The sequence below is a fragment of the Streptomyces sp. NBC_01275 genome, assembly GCF_026340655.1.
Lineage (GTDB): Bacteria > Actinomycetota > Actinomycetes > Streptomycetales > Streptomycetaceae > Streptomyces.
Genome location: NZ_JAPEOZ010000001.1, coordinates 256,267 through 277,260 on the forward strand (window position 1 = coordinate 256,267; position 20,994 = coordinate 277,260).

Here is a 20,994-nt window from a genome sequence, read left to right on the forward strand (position 1 = left end):
AAGTCGTTGCGGGCGGTTATCGAGGCCTGCTCTTCTATCCTGCGCACCGCAGCCTGCAAAAATTGACACCCTGGCTGATCAGCCTGTCGGTATCCGGACCTACCTTCAGCGGAGCCGGCGCCGTACCGACACCGACCCGCCTGCGCGCGATCCGCCACTCCTGCCGTTCCTGCTCAGCCGCGGCAAGCTCGGTCTGGACGCGGTCGGCCTCCTCGTGCATGATCCGGCCCTCGTGAACAGGGCGCTCAGGATCCTGCCGGCGTACTACGGGAGAAGGCCCCCGCGGCGGGCGCCCACCACGGCCTCGAACCGTGTGCGGGCGTCGAGCTTGCGCATGGCGCTGCGCAGGTAGGCCTTGACCGTTTCCGGCCGGAGAGACAGACGAGCGGCCGCCTCGATGTTGCTGCATCCCAGGGACACCTGCGCCAGGGTATCGATCTCGCGGGGCGAGAGCAGTGAACGGACCTGCGGTTTCTGTGCTGCGCCGAGGCCGGCCAAACGCTGGGATGCGTCGAGGAGCCGATCGCGCAGTGTGTCGTCCTGCACTGCCTGCGCGATGACGCGGAGCTCCGCGTGCAGTTCGCGGATCTCCTCGGCCGCGCCGTGGCTCGTGCCGCGGCCCGATCCGGTTTCCGAGGCCAGCCGGAGCTTCAGCCGCCGATCGACCTCGTCCCGCAGGGCGAGTTCGGTCGCCAGTTGCCGTGAGGCGCCGACCATGGCGTCGGCTGCACGGTCCCCGAGCGGCGTCGAGGCGCGTGTCGCTCCGTACAGCACCCCGCGTACCGAACCGGACACGACGACGGGAACGGCCACGACGGAGCGGATACGTTCCGCCAGGACGGGGGCGTCGTAGTCGTGGGTGATGGAGTCGTCCGATCCGTAGTCCGCCACGGCGGCGGGGCGGCGCTCCACGAGGACATGCCCGCCCAGGCCGGTGGCGGCGAAGACGGAGAGTCCACGCAGCCCCGCCGTCTGAACCCCGATGTGCTGTGTCAGGTGAAGGACTGCACTTTGGACCGGGCCGCCGAAGGCGATGGGGAAGTCGCAGCGCCGCTGGGCCAGTCGCAGCGCCTGCCGAAACGCGTCACCATCGTCAGGACGCATCGATATATCCGAAATGGGCCTCATTGCCCCTGCCCCTTTCCGGGGGTAGTCGGCCATCCACGTGATCCGGAGCATAGGTCGCCGTAGCGCCACCGCAAAGAGTCGGCCGACCGTGCCAGAAAAGGGGCTGATCATGAGCAGCATCGGTCAATCCGTCGGTGAACAAGGGGCTGACGTTCCGGCCGCTGCGTCGGAGCGGGTCCGGGAACTGCTGGCCCGGTTCGGCTCTCCGGGGGCATGTGCTGCGGAGTTGCTGTGCGACCGGCACCCTGCCGACGCCGTGGCTTTCACTGTCATCGAGGCGGATCTGTCGGCCCGCGATCTCACCTTTGGCGAACTCCGGCGTGACTCGGCGCGATGCGCCGCCGCTCTGGCCGGAATCGGTGTCGACCCTGGCGACGCCGTGGCCGTTCTGATGGGCAAGTCGGCCGACCTGATCGTGGCGCTTCTGGGTATCTGGCGGCGCGGTGCGGTGCACGTTCCGCTGTTCACCGCTTTCGCGCCGCCGGCCATCGCCCTGCGCCTGGAGGCGAGCACGGCGAAGGCCGTCGTCGTCGACGCCGATCAGCGGCACAAGCTCGCTCCCGGCGAGGACATGCCCGCCGACGCCCCGTGGCAGGTCGTGGTCGCGGGCGGTGAACCGGCCGAAGGCGAGTTGTCGTTCGACCGCCTGCTCGGCGCGTGTCGCGGAGACGAGCCGGAGGGCCAGGCGGTCGCCGTCGGCGGGGACGCGGCGCTGGTCCATCTGTTCACCTCCGGCACCACCGGGACACCGAAGGGCGTTCCCGTCCCGGTCAAGGCGCTGGCGTCGTTCCAGGCATACCTGGAGTTCGGCCTGGATGTCCGGCCCGACGACGTGTTCTGGAACGCCGCCGACCCGGGCTGGGCCTACGGGCTGTACTACGCCATCCTCGGCCCGCTGGCCGCGGGCCACCGGAGCCTGCTGCTGCACTCCGGCTTCTCGTCGGCGCTGACCTGGCAGGTCATGCGCGACTTCGGCGTCACGAACTTCGCCGCGGCCCCGACCGTCTACCGCAGCCTGCGAAGTGCCCCGGAGCCCGTGCCGGACGGTCTGCGGCTGCGCGCCGCCTCTTCCGCCGGTGAGCCTCTCACGCCCGAGGTCATCACTTGGGCCGAGCAGGCGCTCGGCGTCCCCGTGCGCGACCACTACGGTCAGACCGAGCACGGCATGGTGATCGCCAACGGTTGGGCCGACGCCGTACGATCCCCGGTCCGGCCGGGATCTATGGGCAGGCCTCTGCCCGGCTGGTCGGCCGAGGTCCTGCACGACGAACGGGACGAACCCTCCCCGGCGGAGACGGCAGGCCGCGTCGCGATCAAGGTGGCCGACAGCCCGCTGATGTGGTTCTCCGGATACGCCGGCGCCCCGGAGAAGACCGCCGAACGCTTCACCGCCGACGGCCAGTGGTACCTCACCGGCGACGCCGGAACCCGGGACGAGGACGGCTACTTCTTCTTCTCCGCTCGCGACGACGACGTCATCATCATGGCCGGGTACCGCATCGGCCCCTTCGACGTCGAGAGCGTTCTGCTGCAGCACGAGCTGGTGACCGATGTCGCGGTCGTCGGAGTGCCTGATGCGCTGCGTGGGGAGGTGCTCGAAGCGTTCGTGGTGCTGCGTGCCGGCGCGGTCGGCGACGACACACTCACCAAGGAGCTGAAGCAGCTGGTCAAGTCGCGTTTCGCCGCCCACGCCTACCCGCGCACCATCCACTTCACCGACGGACTCCCGAAGACCCCCAGCGGGAAGATCCAGCGCTTCGTCCTGCGCAAACAGCGCCGTGACGAACTGGACGGCCACTGACACCTCCTGCCCCGTACGAGATATCCGGAGTCTCCTTTCCATGCCTGTCTCACGCCTGCTGCCGACCGAAGAGGCGGCGGACCTGCTCGACCTGACACGCGAGATCGCCGAGCGTCACCTGGCGCCCCGCGCCGCGGAGCACGAAGCGGCGGAACGCTTCCCTCGCGAGGTGTTCCGGACGCTCGGCCGGTCCGGTCTCCTCGCCCTGCCGTACCCCGTCGAATACGGCGGCGGTGGACAGCCGTACGAGGTGTATCTGCAGGTCGTCGAGGAGATCGCGGCCCGTTGGGCGAGCGTCGCCGTCGGGATGAGCGTGCACGCGCTGTCCTGCTTCCCGCTGGCCACGCACGGCACCGACGCTCAACGCGAGCGCCTGCTGCCGCAGTTGCTGGCCGGCGACCTGCTCGGGGCCTACTGTCTGTCCGAGACGCATGCGGGCTCGGATCCGGCCGCCATGACCAGCCGGGCCCGGCGCGACGGTGACGCGTACGTGCTGCGCGGTGCCAAGGCATGGACGACGCACGGCGGGCACGCGGACTTCTACACGGTCATGGCGCGCACCTCCGACGACCGGGCGCGAGGCGTCTCCTGCTTCCTCGTGCCGGCTGACGTATCAGGTCTCCAGGCCGATCCACCGGAGCGCAAGATGGGCCTGACCGGGTCGGCCACCGCGACCATGCGCTTCGATGACGTCCGGGTGCCGGACGACCGGCTCATCGGGGAGAAGGGCCAGGGACTTGCGATCGCGCTCGAGGGCCTGGACGCCGGCCGGCTCGGTATCGCCGCGGTGGCCGTAGGACTGGCTCAGGGCGCGCTGGACGACGCGCTCACCTACGCCCAGCAGCGGGAGACCTTCGGCCGCAAGATCATCGATCACCAGGCGATCGCCTTCCTGCTCGCCGATATGGAGGCGGCGGTCACGTCCGCCCGGGCGACCGTGCTGGCCGCGGCACGCCGCAAGGACGCCGGGCTTCCCTACGGCCGACAGGCCAGTATCGCCAAACTCGTCGCCACCGACGCCGCGATGTGGATCACCACCGAGGCGGTCCAGATCTTCGGGGGCACCGGCTACACCAGTGACTTCCCCGTGGAGCGCTACATGCGGGAAGCCAAGGTCATGCAGATCTTCGAAGGAACCAACCAGATCCAGCGCATGGTCATCAGCCGCGACCTCGCCCGCGGCAACCCCGGCCCCACCACCCACGTCGTGCCCGTCGCGCCCACGGAGGTCCACCCATGAACCCCAACGCATCGGTCGCCCTGGTCACCGGCGGCGCCAGCGGGCTCGGCCGCGCCGTCGCCACGGAGCTGCTCACCGCAGGAGCCCATGTGGTCATCGCCGACCTCCCCACGTCCCCGGGATCGGACGTCGCCGCCGAACTGTCCTCCCTGGGCAAGGTGGTGTACGCCCCCTGCGACGTGACAGACCCCGAAACCGTACAGGCCGCCGTCGACACCGCCGCCGGGCTCGGACCGCTACGGATCGCCGTGAACTGCGCCGGCGTGGCCACCCCCGGCAAGCTGCTGTCCCGCCGCGGGCCGTTGCCCCTGGAGGAGTTCGAGCGCGTCGTCCGGGTCAACCTCGTAGGAACATTCAACGTCTTCCGGCTCGCCGCCGAGCGCATCGCCGAGGCCGAGCCGGTGGCTGGGGAACGAGGCGTGCTCATCGCCACGGCGTCGATCGCGGCTTACGACGGGCAGGTCGGCCAAGCCGCCTACGCCGCCTCGAAGGGCGGGGTGGTCGGGCTCACGCTCCCGGCCGCACGGGGAACTGGCACAGCATCAGATAAGGGTCGTCACCATCGCGCCGGGAATCTTCGACACTCCGCTCATGGTCGGACTGCCGCTGGAAGCTCGGGAATCCCTGGGTCGACAGGTGCCACACCCGGCACGGCTCGGCGACCCGGCCGAGTTCGCGGCGCTGGTCCACCACGTCGTGGCGAACCCGATGCTCAACGGCGAGGTCATCCGGCTCGACGGCGCCGTCCGCATGGCCCCGCGCTGACGAGCCGCCCCTCGGCCGCCACCTGTCACTGTCACGATTCAGCCGCTTCTCACTCCCCGCTCAGGCGCGGGTCGACATGGATCTTCGGGCCGGCTCCCCCACCCGCGGGGCGATCACCGGCGAGTACTGACCCGACCTGGTCCAGGCTCACGGTCGCCCCCAGCAACGGCCGGGGATTCACGAGCCCGTCCGCATACGCGGTGACGGTCGCGTCGAGGGCGGGAGACGCCGAGAGCACACCGACCGCGGTGACGTCCTTGAGCGCGAGCGTGCGGGTATCGATCCCGCTCGGTTCGCGGGCCAGACCGATGTAGACAACGCGGCCACCAGGCTCCACCAACTCCAGTGCCAGAGCGGGCAGTTGGGAAGCATTGGAGGCGTCGACGACCGCGTCGAAAGGAAGGTCCGGGAGGGTGCCCTCCCGCCAGAGCCGCTCGAAACCGAGGCTGCCCGCGAAGTCCAGGGAACTCTGTGTCTCGCCCATGAGGTGCACGTCGGCACCCATGGCCCGCGCGAACATCGCGACCAGCAGCCCGATGGTTCCCGGACCGAGAACCAGTACCCGTTTGTTCCGGTCCGGCACCGCGGCGCGGGCCGCGCGCAGGGCGTTGCCGCCGGGTTCCACCAGGGCGCCGAGCACTGCGTCGACGGATGCAGGCAGGGCGTGCAACGAGGATGCCGGTACGGCGACTTGCTCGGCCAGTGCTCCCGGCCGGGGGCCGCGGACGCCGAGTTCCTCCCGTCGCTCGCACACGTGCTGCTGACCGCGTACGCAGCGGCGGCACGTCCCGCAGCCCAGCATGGTGTCCCCCGTGACGCGCCGCCCCAGCCAGCCGGCGTCGACGCCCTGCCCGACGGAAGCGACGCGGCCGGACCATTCGTGGCCCAGGCGCAGCGGGTAGGCGGCCAACCCCTGGTGCAGGTAGGCCATGTCGCCCGTGAACAGCTCGACGTCGGTCCCGCAGACCCCGACCCGTTCGACGTCGACCACAACCTCGCCGGGTGCCGCGGACGGCTTCGGCAGGTCCTGGACTTCGTACGTGCGAGGAGCAGTGACGACGAATGCCCGCATGGCGCGCGCTCACCGGGGCCCGACGACGCGCTGGCACTGTGCGCCGAGGCCGCTGATGCCCAGCTCCATCACGTCACCGGGCTTGAGCCACAGCGGCGGGTCGAAGCCCATGCCGACGCCGGGCGGAGTGCCTGTGTTGATGAGGTCGCCGGGCTCCAGGACCATGAACTGGCTCAGGTAATGCACGATGAAGTACGGTTCGAAGATCATCGTTTTCGTGTTGCCGTTCTGGCGGCGCACCCTGTTGACGTCCAGCCACATGTCGAGCGCGAGGACGTCGTCGATCTCATCGGCGGTCGCCAGCCAAGGCCCGGCGGGGTTGAAGGTCTCGGCGGACTTGCCCTTGGCCCACTGCCCACCGCGTTCCAACTGGAAGGCACGCTCACTGACGTCGTTGACGACGACGTACCCGGCGATGGCGTCGCGCGCCTCTTCCATTGAGCCGAGGTAACTGGTGCGCCGGCCGATGACAATACCGAGCTCCACCTCCCAGTCGGGCTTGGTGGAGCCGCGCGGGATGCGCACATCGTCGTTGGGACCGACGAGGGTGTTGGGCGACTTGGTGAACAGTATCGGTTCGTCCGGCACCGCCATCCCGGATTCAGCCGCGTGGTCGCGGTAGTTGAGGCCGATGCAGAGAATCTGGTGCGGTCGCGCGATGGGGGCGCCGATGCGCTCCCCGGTGAGGCGAAACACCTGGCCCGCCGCTGCGCGCTCGGCCACTACAGGACGTACCCGGTCGAGCCCGCCGGTCCCGAAGAACGTCTCGCCGAAGTCGATGACGACGTCGGACAGGTCTACGTATGTGTTGTCGTCCACGCGGGCAACGGGCCTCTCGGTGCCGACGGCACCGATGCGCATGAGGTACACGGGCTCAATCTCCAGATTCGGGTGGGCAGTTCAGGAGCGGAGCGGGCCAAAACGGCCGACGGTGGGGCTCGCCGGTCGGGGCCGTGAGGGCTGTCGTTCAGCGGAGCGGTTCTCCCAACGGGCCGAGCAGCCCGCGGACTTCGTCGTACGCGCCGACCAGCGCGTTCAGCGGCGTGCGATAGGTCAGCGCGCTGATGCTCACCGCTCCGGACGGGGCCGTCGCCGAGGTCGCGTACACGGGCAGCGCCAGGCAGTTGACACCAGGTTCGTTCTCCTGGTCGTCCAGGGCGTAACCCCGCTCCCGGGTGGTCTCGAACTCCCGGTGCAGTTCGGTGGCCGTACAGCGCGTCCGCGGGGTGCGTCGCTCCAGAAGGTCGTCGCCGATCCAGGCCCTGACGTCGGCGAGGGACCTCAACTCGTGTGCGAGCAGCAGCTTTCCGACACCGGTGGCGTGCGCAGGGTTGCGGCCCCCGACCGTGGAGGTCAGGCGGACCGCGCCGGCTGGCGGGTCGACCTTGGCGCGGTAGACGACCTCCTGGCCGTCGAGCACCGCGTAGTGCGCGGTCTCGTTGAACCGCTCGGCCAGTGCCTCCAAGACGGGCCGTACGCGGACATGCTCAGGGCGCGCCTCATGGTGAACGAAGGCCATGCGCAGGAACTCGTCCCCGAGCAGGTAGTGCCCCCGGGCGTCCTGGTCGGCGAGACCCGCTCGGCGCAGAGACTGCAGGGCGCGGTGCACGGTCGGCTTGGGGCTGGCGATCACGCGCGTCAGCTCGTCCAAGCCCGCGCCGTCCGGGTGGCGCGCGAGTTCCTTGAGGACGGCGAGCACCCGATCGGATCCCACAAGTCCCTGGTCCTCGCGCTCAGTTGAACGGGGTGTCGGGGGCACACCCTTCTTGTCGCCGGGGGCTTTCGGTCCGTCGAACGTCTGCGTATTATCCATGACGTTCCAAATATTAGACCGCCGTACCGACTATTGGAAAGATTCGCGGGTGAAGCTTCGAAGCTCACAGTGGTACGCGGGCCAGGACCGCAACGCCTACATCCACCGGGCCTGGATGCGCCGGGGCGTACCGGATGACGCCTTCGCCGACCGGCCGCAGATCGCCATCGCCAACACGGCCTCGGATCTGACCCCTTGCAACGCGCACCTGAACGAGGTCGCGGCCTCCGTCCGCAATGGTGTGTACGAGGCGGGCGGCATCCCGCTGGACCTGCCCGTGGTGTCGCTCGGCGAGACCAACGTGCGGCCGACCGCCATGCTCTGGCGCAACATGGCCGCGATGGCCACCGAGGAGATGCTCCGGGCCAACCCCATCGACGGCGTCGTCCTGTTGGGCGGCTGCGACAAGACGATCCCATCGCTGCTGATGGCCGCCGCCTCGGTGGACCTGCCCGCCGTCGTCGTGCCAGGCGGCCCGATGCTCACCGGGACCTTCCGCGGCAGGCCGCTCGGCTGCGGCACCGACGTGTGGAAGCTGTCGGAAGAGGTGAGGGGCGGCACCCTCACCCAGGAGGACTTCACCCGCTCCGAGTCCGCGATGATCCGCAGCCGGGGCCACTGCAACACCATGGGCACCGCCTCCACCATGGCCCTGGTCGCCGAGGCCCTCGGCACAGTGATACCCGGTACGGCCGGAACCCCCGCGCCCGACAGCCGCCTGCTGCAAGCCGCACATGGCACCGGGCGCCTCGCCGTCGAGATGGTCGGCGCCGACCGCCGCCCCGCAACCTTCCTGACCAGGGCGTCCTTCCACAACGCGATCGTGGCGCTGGCCGCCGTCGGCGGTTCGACCAACGCGGTCGTCCACCTTCTCGCCATCGCAGGCCGCCTCGGCATCGATCTCGTCCTCGACGACTTCGACCGCATCGGCTCGCGCGTCCCGGTACTCGTCGATCTGCAGCCCGCCGGCCGCTTCCTCATGGAGGACTTCCACCGCGCCGGTGGGCTCCTCGCCGTCCTGCGCGAGATCCGCGACCTGCTCGACCCCGAGGCCCTCACCGTCACCGGACAGCCCCTCGTCAACTACCTCGAGGACGCGCTCATCTGGGACGGTGAGGTCATCCGCCCCAGCGAACAGCCTCTGGTCGCCCACGGAGGCATCGCCGTCCTGCGCGGGGATCTCGCCCCCGACGGCGCCCTCATCAAACCCGCTGCCGCCTCTCCCCACCTGCTCAAGCACCGAGGCCGGGCCGTCGTCTTCGACTCCATCGAGGACTTCCACGCCCGCATCGACGACCCCGACCTGGACGTCGACGCCAACTCCGTCCTCGTCCTGCGCGGCTGCGGACCCAAGGGCTACCCGGGCATGCCCGAGGTCTCCAACATGCCCCTGCCGAAGAAGCTGCTGGAGCAGGGCGTGCGCGACATGGTGCGCGTCTGCGACGGTCGGATGAGCGGCACCGCATACGGCACGGTGGTGCTGCACGTGGCCCCCGAAGCAGCAGCCGGCGGGCCGCTCGCCCTCGTCCGCACCGGGGACGTCGTCAGCCTCGACGTCGCGGCCCGCCGCATCGACCTCGACGTATCCGAGGACGAACTGGCCCACCGCACCCCGAACAAGGCCACCCTCGACGGCTTCGCCGCCCCGCGCCGCGGCTGGCAACGCCTCTATGTCGACCACGTGCAACAGGCCGACACCGGCGCCGACCTCGACTTCCTCATCGGCTCCAGCGGCTCCGACGTCAGCCGCGAATCCCACTGACGAGCCTGGCCGTACGGGCCACCAGACCCTCGGCTCCTCACCCCTGACGACCCACAGGAGAGGCATGATGACGACCCCTGCCAGGACCGCCCTCGTCACCGGCGGCGCCGGCGGACTCGGTGCCGCCATCGCCGAACGCCTGCGAGCCGACGGCATCACGACGACCACCCTCGACCTCGCCGGTACCGCGGCCGACATCGGGGTGGACGTGACGGACGAGTCCGCGCTGCGTCAACTGGCTGTCGACATAGGGCCGGTGGACATCTTGGTCAACTCGGCCGGCATCGTCGGACCGAACACCCCGCTCGTCGACACCATGCCCGAGCAGTGGCGCCGTGTCCTCGACGTCAACGTCATCGGGACCGTGAACACCATGCGCGCCTTCGTGCCCGGCATGCGCGAGCGTGGCTGGGGCCGCGTCGTCAACTTCGCCAGCATGGCGGGCAAGGACGGCAACCCCAACTTGTCCGCCTACTCCGCGTCCAAGGCCGCAGTCATCGCCTTGACCAAGTCCGCCGGCAAGGAGCTGGCCACCAGCGGCGTCCTGGTGAACGTCGTCACACCGGCCGTCATCGCCACGCCCATGAACGATTCCACCGCCCCCGACGTGCTGGAACACATCACCGGACTCATTCCGATGCAACGTATCGGGCGCCCGGAGGAGGTGGCCGAACTCGTCGCGTTCCTCACCTCCGACCGCGTCAGCTTCTCCACCGGCGCCGTCTATGACATCAGCGGTGGCAGGGCGACCTATTGACGGTCGAGGTCCATGGTCAGGTAGCGGGGGCCTGGTCCTGGACGGGCTCAGCATGGCCTGAGCCTTGATCCAGGTGCCTTCTGGCGCGCCTTCGGGGTCGCTACGACGTGATCCGCAGGGCAGGCCCTATCCCTTGATCGCGCCTTCGGAAAGCCCCGAGACGATCCGCCGCTGGACGAACAGGTAGGCGACGACGAGCGGCAGGCTCGTGAGCACGACGTGCGCGAAGATCAGGTTCCATCGCACGATCGACGTGTCCGGCGACGCCGATGCGAACTGGTATAGGGCCACCGGGAGGGTTGCCCTTTCGCTGCCCTGAAGAAGGAACGCCGCGAAGAAGAACTCGTTCCAGACGGTGATGATCAGGATCATGGATCCGACCAAGAGCACAGGAAGCAACAGCGGAAGAATGACGTGCCGGTAGATCTGAAGTCTGCCCGCGCCGTCGACCTCCGCGGCGTCCTCCAGTTCGGCCGGCATCGCCCGGATGAAACCGGTGGCGAGGAAGACGACCGTTCCCAGGCGGGTCCCGGTCATGACGAGAAAGTAGCCGAGCCGCGTGCCGTCCAGGCCGGTCAACTGCAGCTCGTAGATGGTCGGGAGGACGGCTGGCGGAAGCAGGATCGACAGCACCGTGAGGTTGTAGGCGAACTTCATCGTCGTACTGCGCGATCTCGCGTACGCCCATGCCGCCAGCGAACCGAGAAGTACCGCCGAGGCGATGGTCGGCACGGCGATGAGAACGCTGTTCATGACGGCCGTGCCGTAACGGCCCTCGTGGATGACCGTGGAGTAGTTGTCGATGAGGCTCCAGGCTTTCGGCAGCCCGAGCCCGAGCACACTGGCCTCTCTGAGGGGCTTGACCGAGTTCACCAGCAGGAGCCACAGCGGGATTCCGATCCAGCCCACAGCGACAGTCGTCAGGAGCACGGCTCGGGTGGTCTCCCAGAGGCCCTTCCGACTGACACGGACTGCTGGACGTCGGCGAACCACCGCCTGAGGCTGAGGCCGAGAGCCAGTAGCGATGCCGGCCATCACACCTCGATCTCTCGACTGCGCAGGAACGCGATCAGCGGAAGGGCGATCCCTGCCACCAACGCGGTCACCACCAGGCTCAACGCACTCGCGGTTCCGAAGAAGCCCCCGCCGTACTGTGTGAACACCGCGATGTTGAGCACTGTGGTGGCATCGCCGGGACCTCCGCGGGTCGTCGCCATGATGATGTCGAAGGCGCTCAGCGCCCCGATGAGTGTCACGACGATTGTGAAGGTGAAGGCCGGCGCCAGGAGGCGAAGGCGGATGCGCCAGAACCGCTGCCAGGCGTTCGCGCCGTCCACCGTCGCGGATTCGATGACGGACCGTGGGATCGCGTTGAGTCCGGCGATGTAGACCAACGTCGTCAACCCGCTCCACTTCCAGGCGTCGATGAAGGCCGTGGTGGCCAAGGCGCTGAGGCCGTGCCCCAACCAGGCGTAGTCGAAGCCCGGTACGACCAGGCCGATGGCCCTGTTGAGCGGTCCCGCCGGGGCGACGATGGCGGACCAGATATATCCCGCGGCGACCGGTGCGATGAGGACCGGGAGGAAGAACAGGGCGCGGAAGACACTGTTGACACGATCGGAACGCTGCAGTGCCAGGGCCAGGGTGAGGCTGAAGGCGTTCTGGACGATCATGGCGATGACCGCGTACGTGAGTGTGGCCTCGATCGCGCCTGCCAGGATGCCCTGCTCGGCCATGCTCCGTAGGTTGTCGAGGCCGTTCCAGCTGATGTCTTCGGCATAGCCGGTCCATCGGGTGAACGCGAAGCGCACGTTCAGCAGGAACGGGAGCAGGAAGAACGCGCAGACCAGGAGGAAGGCCGGCAGGGCGAACGGCCACCACCGACTCCGGCCGCGGCGGGCTTTGCCCGGTGAGCGGGGGCTCACCGGGCGAAGCCCGCCGAGCGCCGGAGGCACGTTCGCTACCGTCTGCGGTCGCATCGACTCGTCACCACCCCGGCAGACCGGCGGCCTTGGCACCTTGCTCGAAGGCGATCTGCGCTTTATTCCCCACACCCTGCGGTGCCTCCTGGCCGCTGAGAATCCCGGTGGTGTAGGTGGGGAAGCGGTCACTGAAGCCCACCAGGTCGGTGTTGAACGCCAGAGCCGAGTTCCCCTTGTACGCGGCGGTGATCTGCTGTTGCAGGTGCTGCACGCCGGACGGCTCTTCGAAGCCCGCAAGGAGCGGGGCCGTCTTGGATTCCTCGATGTACTGCTGGTACCCCTCACCGGTGGCGTACTCGATGAAGGCGAGTGCCGTGCTCTGCCGCCTCGCGTCCCCGGTTTTGGGGACGTACCAGGTGCCGGAGACATTCGGCGCCCAGGATGCGACGGGACCGTCCGCCGACACCGCGGCGAAGCCGACGGTCGCGTCCGTCTTGTCGGTGTCGCCGCCGAACTCCTGGTTGAACGGGCTGAGATCGGAGCCGAGCGCGACCATCGCGCTCGACCCGTCGGCGACGGATCTCACCGACGCCTCGAACGTGGCGGTGGTGGCGTCCTTGTTGAAGCAACCATCCTTGCGCAGCCGATCGTATGCGGAGGCTCCGGCGACGAACGGGCCGTTCCGGTCGTCGAACGCGGCCTTCTTGTCCATGATCTTCTGTGCCCAGTCATCCCGCTTCTGAGCCGAGCTCATGTACAGGATGCCGCCCAGAATCTGCGTGGGCCATTGTGAACCGCCGCTTTCCCAAAGAGGGTTCACGGCAGGATCCTTCGCTTTGAGCACCGAGCAGATGCGGCTCAGGTCGTCGTACGTCTTCGGGGCTCGCAGTCCGGCCTTCTTGAGCACGTTCTTGTTGTAGAAAATGCCGAAGAGCCCTGGGCTCTGGGTGACCGCGGCGTACGTTCTTCCGCGGTATGCCCCGACGTGCTGGTAGAGGTCGCCGGACTTGGCGACGTACGGCATGCTTGACAGATCCACCATGTTCCGGGCCGGGTTGAGGGCCCAGAAGGCGGAGGTGGCGTGGTATTCGAGGATGTCGGGCCGGTCCCCGCTGGCCCACTTCGTCTGGACCTGGTTCTCGAAGCCGTCCGCGGCGATCTCGACAATGTTCATCCTGACGCCGTGCTTCTCCCCGAACCGCTCGTAGACGTTTCTGATCGATTCGGGATCGGCGCTGTTGGTCCAGACGGTCAACGCTTTGGCCTGGACCGTGGCCTCCCCCGTCCCAGGAGGTCCGGAGTCTGCGCCGGCGCCGGGGTTCAAGCAGGCGGTCATCGCCAGAACTCCGAGGATTCCCGCTGCTGCGCCTCTGCGTGTCACGCCCTTCATCGGGCAACCTCCTCCTGTGCGGCTGCGGAGCCTGTCTCCGTGCATGAGGTTCGTGTCCGACGGGTGAGGGCAAGGACCTCGGCAGTCCTCGCCCTCGCCGCCGGACGCATCCACCGCGCCGACAGCTCAGCCGACCCGCAGGTTCGTCGGCGTGATCGTCTCGCCGGCCGTCACCTTCACCGTGGCCGGGCGGCCGCCGGGGAGCGTGACGACAGCAATGCCGCGGTCGTTGGTGTAGGCGTCCTGACCGGGGGTGTCGATCCGCGCGTGAGTCACCGGCCGGGTGTCGACAGTGGCCTCGTGTGGGCCCATGCCGCCGACGCTCGCGGTCACCTTGATCTCGTAGCGGCCATGGCCGAGGTGCTTGGCCGTCGCCTTCATCTGCGGCTTCTTCGGCAGTCGCTCGGGGCAGGAGCCCTTCTGCGTCAGCCACGAGGGCGGTCCCGTTACGGTCTTGCCGTCGTAGGTGGCGGTGGAGGAGCCCTTGTAGGTCGGCGTCCCGGTGACGTTGCCGCCGGCGATCTCGAGGTCCTTGCGGAGCGATCCGGTGTGCTCACCCGTCATCACGAGGTTGGTGACCTCGTGGACCTTGGTGATACCGGGTTCCAGGACGTCGATCTTCTTGGTCCCGTCGAGGAACGTCTTGCCGTCCTCCGAGTAGTTCTTGTACGTCGCGGAGAAGTCGCCGTAGACCGCGCCCTGCTTGCCGTTGTACTGGACGTCCACGGTGCCGCCGCCCGGACCGTCGAGAGTCACGTCCCCGACGTAGCCGAACGGAGTGTGCCAGTCGACCGGGGCCGGGGCCCAGTCGCCGACCTCGGAGCTGACGACGGGTGCCGGCTTGGTCGGCTTGCGGCTGGACATCTTCGCGACGAGCAGATAGTCGGGCGCGTCGCCCGAGAAGAGTCCGGCTCCCTCCTTTAGCGCGGTGGGCGCGAACTTCGTGCCGTCAGGACTCCACGCGCCCCACCCCGAGACGGTGTCGTGCGCGTGGATCTCCGGGGCGACGATCGGCTGACCGGACACCGAACCGCCGTGGTCGCCCTCCCCGGGCATGAGCCACATGACACCACCACAGGCGATGTTGTTCGTTGTGTTGATCAGCATGCCGGCTTCGGCGCCGATCATCGGCGCGTCGATGAAGCCGCGGTGCGGCAACAGGCCTCCGAGCGCGTCCCACATGTGGAGGGTCCGGTTGCTCCACACCATGGCGCTCTTGCCGTCGGGAGCCCCGGCGAAGTCCTCGTCCCAGTCCGGGTGGTTGGTCAGCCGCTTGCGGACGCCGGTCTTGAGGTTCACCTCCCAGACCTCGGGGTTCTCCGAGTGGGTGCCTCCTGAGTGCACGTACGTCACACGGCTTCCGCCATGGGTGAAGGTCTTCAGCTCGTAGAGCCCGGTGCTCTCCGACCAGGCGTCGATGTTCCGGTCGGTCGCCGAAGTGGGGCCGGGCGGGTTGATGACCTTGGGGTCCTCGGCGACGTACTTGTCTTCCTTGCGTACGAGTTTGGCGACCACCATCTGCTCCAGGCCGTCAGTGCGGACGTCCGAGTAGCCGATACTCTTTCCGTCCTGCGCCAGCGTCGGGTAGGCGCCCTGGCGGACGACGGCCTGCGGTCTGTTCGCCGCTCCGCCCGGCGGGATCACGCCGCCCGGAGGGTTCGCCGTGGAGAGGTCGTACGGCAGGTACTTGGACGTGCGGCAGTTCACGATGCTGGGCGCGCACTCGAGCACGCCGTAGAACCCCAGGAAGAGCCGCTTGCCGTCCGCGAACGGGAATACGTAGGGGAGCCGCGGGATGTCCGCCCCGGTTGAGCAGGTGAGGCAGCGGAGGTTCTTGCCCTTCAGGTCGGTGATCCACGCATCGCTCTTCGGCTTGCCGTCCACCGTGTGTGTCCCGGGGAACAGCAGATGCTTGCCGTCGGGGGCGAAGGACGGGCTGCCCGCGCGGATCTCCGGGGGCACCGGGATGCGCTCGAAGCCGATCGGCTCGAACGGAACGTCGCCCTCCCTGCTCGCAGGTGCGGCCGCGCGCTCAGCCCCCGCTTCGGCGCTGCTGGCGCCGGCATCCGTCGCCCCCAAGGTCAGGAGCAGGGACGCGGTGGCGCCCAGGGCGGGCAGGATCCGCCAGCGCACGCTCGCGCTCACTGACGGATGTTTCGACCGCGACGTCGTCCCGGCGGCGCGACGGCGCGAACGGGAATGGGACATCTTTCCTCCGTGCGTGTGGATGTGGATGTCGAGGTGGGTGGGGTGCTGCGGAGAAGTGCCGCGTTCTTTACTTCGCGTAAAGCTAGGGTGGAGCTTTACTTCGCGTCAAGAAGTCGTCCTATACTTTCTTCTCATGTCCGTCCGCACCGCGCTCGGCCCGAGTGGCCGCCGCTTCGACGAAGACCAACTGCTCGACGCCGCCCGTGGCGTGTTCCACGCGGCCGGCTACAGCGCTGCCCAGATCGCCGACATCGCACAACGGGCAGGGACGACCAGGCCCACGCTCTATGCCCGCCTCGGCAGCAAGGAGCAGATCTACCGTCGCGTCATCGAACGCGAGGCGGACATCCTCAATGCCTGGATCGCCGACGCCTACGAGCACGGGGCCGACCTGTCGCTCACTCAACTCGCGCGGACGGGAATGGAGCCGCTCTTCCGCATGGCCGCACAGCGCGCCGAGGGCTTCGACCTGCTCTTCCGTGGGGACAGGACCGGCGACCACCCCACAAGTCTTCGGGGGCAGGTCCTGGGCGCGGTGACAGAACGGCTCGCCGGCCTCATCGAGCGCCGTCGGCAGCCCTACGGCCCGGCGCTCGGGCCGACCGCCGAAGCGCTCGCCGCCGCCTGCGTCGGCGTCGCCATTCAGGTCTGTGAGCACGCCATCGACCGCGGCGACGACCTCGACGAGGCCGGGCACCTGGCCGCGCTGTTCGTCGCCAACGCGTTCCGCAACCTCGACTTCGACGCACTCACCGAGTAGCGCGGCACTTCGGTACCAGGCAGGCTCGGTACGGGGAGGACGCCTGGTTCGCTCAGGATTCGTCCGTCACGCGCACCTGGAGCCGCGCCAGGTTCTCCACGACCCTGACCGGGTCCGAGGTGTCACCCTGGCGATGGCTTGCCACGCGCAGCACGACCACATGGGTGCCCGCTTCCGTGAAGCTGTGCTCCACGTCGATCGTCAGGTTCGACGCCGGCTCCTTGATCTGGGCCTTCTGCTCGAAGCGGCCCGTGCCGTCCAAGTCCCAGGCCGCCTCGACCACCGAGCCCGCATCGGGCGGGACCTCGACGTCGGCCGTGAATCGCACGGCCTCGCCGGCCCTGGCCTCGACCGGTCCCTCGATGGAGACGAGCGGTTGGATTCCGCCCCGCTGCCCGGCTGTCGGCGCCAGCAGCGTCCTGTTCCAGGCGTCCAGCTCGTAGGAGGTGTCGGCCGGCGGTTTCACATCGTCCTCCACCCATGCCACGAGGTCATCGAGCGCCTGCAGCGCAGCGCCGAGGAACCTGATGAACCGCAGGTTGATCTCGGTGCCGAGCCCGGGTGAGGCATCGCCGTGCATGGCGTTGTCGAGGATCCACAGCCGTATGCGGTCGTCACCGTCCCCGCATCGGGCGCGCACCGACTCGACGTAGTCGTGCGCGAAGATCGGCGGGCACAGATGGTCGAGGGCGCTCTGGACGGCGATCATCTTGCCCTCGAACCGGCCGGTCGGAAGGGCGCAGAGCACGGCCCGGCGCTCGGCGTCGGCGGGGCGCTGCGGCCAGATCGGCCGGCCGTCGTTCGCCCAGTGCCGCATGGTCGGCCGCTCCGGGTCGACGATGTGCCGGTGGTAGTGGGACCAGGCCTGCTCGAAGGTGTCGTCCAGGGTGATCTCGTCGCCCACCTGCGGTGCCGGGCGCTCCTGGAAGTCGACGAAACCGATGCAGTCACCGGTGACGGCCGTACACACGCGCAGGACCTCACGGCCGGGCTCGCCGACGGTGAACCGGCAGCCGATCAGGTCGCTGGTGACCTCGGCACCGCCGAGTCGCGCACCGACCACGTGCTCGGGTGCGAGCAATTCACGGAGTCCTTCGATGAGCGGCTCCATCAGCGCGGGAGCTTCCGGGTCCGACGCGCGGACCAGGCCGGCGACGGTGGCGGTCGCGCGAAGTGGTTCCTTGCCTTCGCCCGCGTAGCCGGGGAGAGTCCAGAAGTCCTCCGCGTATTCGGGGTCGATGAGGGGGATCCAGTTCGCCCACTCGGGCGCCGCCATGCTGAGCAGGTACTCGGCCCCCTTCGGATATCCGGCGCGGTAGAGGTCGGACAGGCACTGCCGCTGCTCGTCGGTGTCGAGGACCGTGAAGGGGTCGGCGCCCGCGTCGACGGCGGCGGCGATCGCGTCCTTCTTGTGCCGCAGGGCGACTTCCGCGCGGATCCAGACCGACCAGTAGTGCCAGGCGAGGTGCTGATTGACCATGACGATCGGGACCGCACCGTCCCACAGACCGGGCACCTGCTCCATGCCCGACACCGACCGGGCGCCGCCGCCGCTGCCGCCGATGAGGTAGGCGTGGTGCGGCCGGGCCCCCAGCAGTTCCACCGCGGCCGTCTTGGCGTAGCGCGCGGTCTGTGCGCTCGCCCGGTGCGACAGGATCGTGAGGTCCTCCGGGAGGCCCGGCCCGCCGACCCCGGGCCGCTCCGGGCTCAGGATCCAGCCCTGGTTCGACGCCACGACGAAGGCGCCCAGCCGGAAGGCGCTGCGGAGCAGCTTCTCCAGGTACTCGGGAGGGTGCACCTCGGAACCTCCGACACCGCCCGCCAGCTCCTGGACCATCCGGCCCTGATAGGCGTCGCGCCCCGGCAGGTACATCACGAAGCGGGTCTCGGTGCCCTCGAAACCACCGTGCAGGTAGCGGTGCGGGATCGGGCTCTCGCGCCACTCGTCGACATCGATGAACGCGGGACCGAACGCGGGGTCGTCCTGGTGGGGCGCATCCGCTACGGCGGTCAGGTCCTGGTCGGTCATTTCTCGGTGACTCGCAATCTCGGTCGTGAAGGCATCGGTCAAGAAGGCATCCGTCATGGACGGAGTGGTGATGGCCGGATCGGTACGGTGACAACGGGTGCGCTCATGCGGCGCAGGCCAGCGCCGCCGTGTTCAGGTCGCGGGAGCGCCGTACGACGCGGGCGTCGTTCCGGTCGCACCCGTTGGTCAGGTAGACGAAGGACAGGCCGCTGTCCGGATCGGCCCAACTGATCTGGCCCGCGGCCCCGTTGTGCCCGAACGTCCGCGGTGTGGCGCCTCCACCGCCGACCCGGTGGAGGCGCGTCGGGTCGTCGCCCTGCAGCTCAAGCCCGCGGGTGCGGTTCGCGATGATGTCGAACGGTGCGGCGGTGAACGTGTTCCGTACGTGGGTCGTGACGTCGTGCCGGATCGCGGGGTCCCACACGCGCTTGGGGTCGTGCAGCAGGTGCTGGTAGAACAGCGCGAAGCTCGCCGCGTCGCTCACTCCCCCGGCTCCAGGGAAACCGAACGCGACCAGGTCGGGCCGCTGCCACGTGATCAGGGCGGTGTCCGGGCGCACACTCGCGTTCCCCGCGGCCGCCGTGATCGCCTCGGTGATTTCGAGCGGCAGCGAGTCGACACCAAGGAGGTCCTTCACTTCCTCCTCCGTGCTGGGCTCACCGGCGCCGAGGATGCGCTGGAGGTCGCCCTGCCGGTCCTCGGGAACGCCGAGTTCGAGCCGGTCGAGGCCCAAAGGATCGAGGATCCGCTCCCGCAACGCCGTGCGGTGGTCGGTGCCGGTCACGCGCTCCACCAGCTCCGCCATCACGTAGTGCGCACTGAACCCGTGATAGCCATAGGCGGTGCCCGGTTCGAAGGACGGCTTCCACTGTTCCATCTGCCGCACCCGGGCCGCACGGTCGAAGATCGAGTCGCAGTCGAGCTCCGCCTCCGGGAATCCCGCGGTAAACAGCAGGAGGTGTTCGAGTGTCACCCGGTCCTTGCCGTGCGCCCCGAACTCCGGCCACAGGTCCACGACCGGCGCCAGGGGATCCAGCTTGCCCTCGCCCATCAACTGCCACACGAGCGAGCTGAACACCGGCTTGGTCGTCGACCAGATCGAGAACCGCGCGTCCGGCGGCGCGTCGCCGAGCGTCTCGTGCACGAGCACCTCGCCGTGCCTGGCCAGCGCGTACTGGCACGCCGGCAACAGCCCCTCGTCCACGTCCCGTCGCGCCCGCGCCTTCAATTCGGCAACGCTCTGTACGGACACTCCTGCCATGTCGGCTCCTCGCGCTTGGTGGTAGGTGACCGGCTGGGGGTGCAGGCCGCGGTCCTTGATCTCTCCCCGGCGGTGTTCGGCTACGGGGCAGTCCTCGGCCGGTTCTCGGGGCGGCTGCTGTTCGGCGCTCTCCGCGTCGCGCTCGTCCGCAGCGCAGGGCACCCTCGAATTGAATCTCAAGTGCAACTTGAATTTCATAGTGTCGGCTGCCCGGGTGCGCGTCAACAGCCGGGCGAGAGTTGCCCGTTCTCATCGATGCTCCGCCGGTCACGTCGCCGCGAGGCGGACGGGCCCGCATGCGGAGTCGGATACGGTGCTGGCATGCCAGAGCCCCGTCGGCGCGGTCCGTATGCACGGACGCGCGAACGCCGCGCAACCATCGCCCAGGCCACGTTGGCACTGGTGGTCGAGCACGGCCACCGCAGTGTGACCACGCTCGGGGCGGCGAAGCGAGCAGGCATCAGCGAAGCGGGCCTCCTCTACCACTTCCCCTCCAAGGAAGCTCTCCTCGTCGCGGCTCTGGCCTTGTTCGACGAGCAGGAGATGGGCCTGCTGGGCCCGGGCGAGTCCGTAGCGGCGGCACCCGCGCTCGCCGTGGACGGCGTACGCCGCACCAACATCGTCCACCTCTACGCATCCCTGCTCGGCGAGGCCAGTAACCCCGAACACCCCGCGCACGACTACTTCAAGGAACGCTGGCGCATCTCTTGCGCACAGCTGGCCCGCGACATCTCGCTGCTCCAGGAGACCGGAGAGGTCAGCCCCGCAGTCGATCCGGAACAAGCCGCAGCCTTGATCATCGCGGCCTGGGACGGATTGCAGAGCCACTGGCTGGTCGACCCGTCCTTCGACATCGGCACCCAACTCGGCGCCGTCATCGACGCCGTCCTGCTGCGCTCCCCCAGCGGGCACCGGGGCAGCGCGCGTACGGTCACGCCGTAGTCGGTGGGGGCTCGGCAGCCGCCGGTTCGCTCACGGGCAGTTCAACTTCGGTAGCCGGTGCGCCCGGTAGTTCAGATTCCACCGCCACCCCCGGTGAGCCCGGCGTTTCAGATACGGCATCCGCCGGCAGTTCGCCCGGGCGGC

The 20,994-nt window shown here is 68.9% G+C and carries 16 protein-coding genes and 1 pseudogene; 7 read left to right on the top strand and 10 right to left on the bottom strand.

What is annotated here, in order from left to right; genetic code table 11:
• Positions 1-264: 264 nt before the first annotated feature.
• Positions 265-1,248: a LuxR C-terminal-related transcriptional regulator gene (locus OG562_RS01120; RefSeq protein WP_266392403.1), complete on the bottom strand. Its 984-nt coding sequence runs from the start codon at positions 1,246-1,248 to the stop codon at positions 265-267.
• Here OG562_RS01120 and OG562_RS01125 point away from each other — a divergent pair.
• From OG562_RS01125 to OG562_RS01135, 3 genes and pseudogenes are all read left to right on the top strand, one after another.
• Positions 1,238-2,929 (top strand): AMP-binding protein, encoded by a 1,692-nt coding sequence (locus tag OG562_RS01125; RefSeq protein WP_266392405.1) that lies wholly within the window; start codon positions 1,238-1,240, stop codon positions 2,927-2,929. The two genes, OG562_RS01120 and OG562_RS01125, sit on opposite strands and share 11 nt — an antisense overlap.
• A gap of 40 nt (positions 2,930-2,969) precedes the next feature.
• Positions 2,970-4,169 carry an acyl-CoA dehydrogenase family protein gene (locus OG562_RS01130; protein ID WP_266392407.1) on the top strand — a complete coding sequence of 400 codons (1,200 nt, stop codon included), beginning with the start codon at positions 2,970-2,972 and terminating at the stop codon, positions 4,167-4,169.
• Positions 4,166-4,934, top strand: a pseudogene (locus tag OG562_RS01135) (SDR family NAD(P)-dependent oxidoreductase). Before OG562_RS01130 ends, OG562_RS01135 begins: the two are co-directional and overlap by 4 nt.
• Positions 4,935-4,983: 49 nt before the next feature.
• Here the strand turns inward: OG562_RS01135 and OG562_RS01140 are convergent.
• From OG562_RS01140 to OG562_RS01150, 3 genes are all read right to left on the bottom strand, one after another.
• On the bottom strand, positions 4,984-6,006 hold the full coding sequence (locus OG562_RS01140) for a zinc-binding dehydrogenase (RefSeq protein ID WP_266392409.1): 1,023 nt from the start codon (positions 6,004-6,006) through the stop codon (positions 4,984-4,986).
• A 9-nt stretch (positions 6,007-6,015) separates the two neighbouring features.
• The gene (locus OG562_RS01145; RefSeq protein WP_266392411.1) at positions 6,016-6,876 is read right to left on the bottom strand and encodes a fumarylacetoacetate hydrolase family protein; all 861 of its coding nucleotides are present in this window, start codon (positions 6,874-6,876) and stop codon (positions 6,016-6,018) included.
• Between the two features lie 97 nt (positions 6,877-6,973).
• On the bottom strand, positions 6,974-7,720 hold the full coding sequence (locus OG562_RS01150; protein WP_266392412.1) for an IclR family transcriptional regulator: 747 nt from the start codon (positions 7,718-7,720) through the stop codon (positions 6,974-6,976).
• A gap of 148 nt (positions 7,721-7,868) precedes the next feature.
• Here OG562_RS01150 and OG562_RS01155 point away from each other — a divergent pair, with 148 nt between their 5' ends.
• Together OG562_RS01155 and OG562_RS01160 are read left to right on the top strand one after the other, a co-directional pair.
• The gene (locus OG562_RS01155; protein ID WP_266392414.1) at positions 7,869-9,581 is read left to right on the top strand and encodes an IlvD/Edd family dehydratase; all 1,713 of its coding nucleotides are present in this window, start codon (positions 7,869-7,871) and stop codon (positions 9,579-9,581) included.
• A gap of 64 nt (positions 9,582-9,645) precedes the next feature.
• Positions 9,646-10,338, top strand: coding sequence for an SDR family NAD(P)-dependent oxidoreductase (locus OG562_RS01160; protein WP_266392416.1), 693 nt, complete (start codon positions 9,646-9,648; stop codon positions 10,336-10,338).
• Positions 10,339-10,464: 126 nt separating this feature from the next.
• On the opposite strand, the gene OG562_RS01165 is transcribed toward OG562_RS01160, so the two are convergent.
• The 4 genes from OG562_RS01165 to OG562_RS01180 form a co-directional block, all read right to left on the bottom strand.
• Positions 10,465-11,373, bottom strand: a complete 909-nt coding sequence (locus tag OG562_RS01165) for a carbohydrate ABC transporter permease (protein WP_266392419.1) — start codon at positions 11,371-11,373, stop codon at positions 10,465-10,467.
• Positions 11,373-12,149, bottom strand: coding sequence for a carbohydrate ABC transporter permease (locus OG562_RS01170; protein WP_266392422.1), 777 nt, complete (start codon positions 12,147-12,149; stop codon positions 11,373-11,375). Before OG562_RS01170 ends, OG562_RS01165 begins: the two co-directional genes overlap by 1 nt.
• A 175-nt stretch (positions 12,150-12,324) precedes the next feature.
• Positions 12,325-13,650, bottom strand: a complete 1,326-nt coding sequence (locus tag OG562_RS01175) for an ABC transporter substrate-binding protein (RefSeq protein WP_266392430.1) — start codon at positions 13,648-13,650, stop codon at positions 12,325-12,327.
• A gap of 126 nt (positions 13,651-13,776) precedes the next feature.
• Positions 13,777-15,795, bottom strand: coding sequence for a hypothetical protein (locus OG562_RS01180; protein ID WP_266392432.1), 2,019 nt, complete (start codon positions 15,793-15,795; stop codon positions 13,777-13,779).
• A 196-nt stretch (positions 15,796-15,991) separates the two neighbouring features.
• Here OG562_RS01180 and OG562_RS01185 point away from each other — a divergent pair, with 196 nt between their 5' ends.
• A complete protein-coding gene (locus tag OG562_RS01185; RefSeq protein ID WP_266392434.1) occupies positions 15,992-16,618 on the top strand; it encodes a TetR/AcrR family transcriptional regulator in 627 nt (208 codons plus the stop codon).
• A 52-nt stretch (positions 16,619-16,670) separates the two neighbouring features.
• Here OG562_RS01185 and OG562_RS01190 read toward each other — a convergent pair whose 3' ends face one another.
• Both OG562_RS01190 and OG562_RS01195 read right to left on the bottom strand, forming a co-directional pair.
• On the bottom strand, positions 16,671-18,647 hold the full coding sequence (locus tag OG562_RS01190) for a tannase/feruloyl esterase family alpha/beta hydrolase (RefSeq protein WP_266392436.1): 1,977 nt from the start codon (positions 18,645-18,647) through the stop codon (positions 16,671-16,673).
• Between the two features lie 103 nt (positions 18,648-18,750).
• Positions 18,751-20,070 (bottom strand): serine hydrolase, encoded by a 1,320-nt coding sequence (locus tag OG562_RS01195; protein ID WP_266392439.1) that lies wholly within the window; start codon positions 20,068-20,070, stop codon positions 18,751-18,753.
• Positions 20,071-20,229: 159 nt separating this feature from the next.
• Here OG562_RS01195 and OG562_RS01200 point away from each other — a divergent pair, with 159 nt between their 5' ends.
• Positions 20,230-20,850, top strand: coding sequence for a TetR/AcrR family transcriptional regulator (locus OG562_RS01200; protein WP_266392442.1), 621 nt, complete (start codon positions 20,230-20,232; stop codon positions 20,848-20,850).
• Positions 20,851-20,994 lie beyond the last annotated feature (144 nt).